Origin of the sequence: Xenophilus arseniciresistens (assembly GCF_028023875.1) — a bacterium.
In the GTDB taxonomy this organism is placed as follows: Bacteria; Pseudomonadota; Gammaproteobacteria; order Burkholderiales; family Burkholderiaceae_C; genus Xenophilus; species Xenophilus arseniciresistens.
The window spans coordinates 1-948 of record NZ_JAQIPB010000022.1 but is presented as its reverse complement, the minus strand read 5'-3'; the positions used below and the strand labels follow the sequence as shown (position 1 = coordinate 948).

1 protein-coding gene is annotated in these 948 nt (G+C 48.1%); it reads left to right on the top strand.

Annotated elements, in window-relative coordinates; genetic code table 11:
* The first annotated feature begins 361 nt into the window (after positions 1-361).
* Positions 362-805 (top strand): hypothetical protein, encoded by a 444-nt coding sequence (locus PGB34_RS23030; protein ID WP_271430460.1) that lies wholly within the window; start codon positions 362-364, stop codon positions 803-805.
* The last annotated feature ends 143 nt before the right edge of the window (positions 806-948 follow it).

Genomic DNA, 948 nt, shown 5'->3' with positions numbered 1-948 from the left:
ACTTCTGGCTTAATGGCTCAAAGCACCGCGGATGGGATAGCGCTTGCTGCTCCATTTTCCGTTCCTGGCGGCGCCGCAGCCATTTGGCGATGGCAGACAGGAATTCAACCTGCAACGACCTTGTCCACTGGAGCGCTTTTCGGTGGCTCGGTGGGAAGTGCAGCTTTGTCGAGTGGAGTTTATGTGGCTAGCAGTGGAGAAAACGCTACTCCGTTAGGACTAGCTGCGGCCGCTGCTTCAGGCTACGTTGGCAGTGGACTTGTTCGGCGATACACCAATTTCACCATGGGATTCCCCCATACACTGTTTCCGGTGAGCGCTGACACATTGGGGGCAACAGTATTGGGCACCGTCTCTGGCTATGCGACTTTCGGCTGGATCAATTCGACGGGGATTCCAAACTCAGAAACTTCGTGGTGGACACGACCATTGGGAAATTAAAATGGAGAAGATGTTCAAACATCTATTTGCAGGTGCTATGGGGCTTCTGTTTGACGAGAACCTAGCAAAAGACTATTGGTGGGGAGAAAATTTCCCACTTCACTATCTTGGTAAAGTCGAGTTTAGATTATTGAAGATAATATATATTTATATTGCGGCTGCGACTTTTCAGTGCGTGCTTCCGTGCGCGTTCTTAGTATTTGTTATTGAAATTTTGAAAAATATCGGTAGTGCCGCGTTCCCATTCTCTTTATATGTTTGGAAATTAATTGGTTTTATATTTCTTTTCGTATACTTTTCTTCCTTTGTTATCGCAATTTGCAAATATTTTTCAATTTCGAAAAAATTAGAGAATCCGCCCTGAAATGGTAAAGAGCAGCAACAAGGAGACCAGATCACAGGCATGGGTGGCTGGACCACTGCCAACGGCGCGCCATGGCAACAGGTGCTGACTCGCAACCTGACGGACCATGCAGCGGCTGCGCTCATCGACACCGCACTCAACGG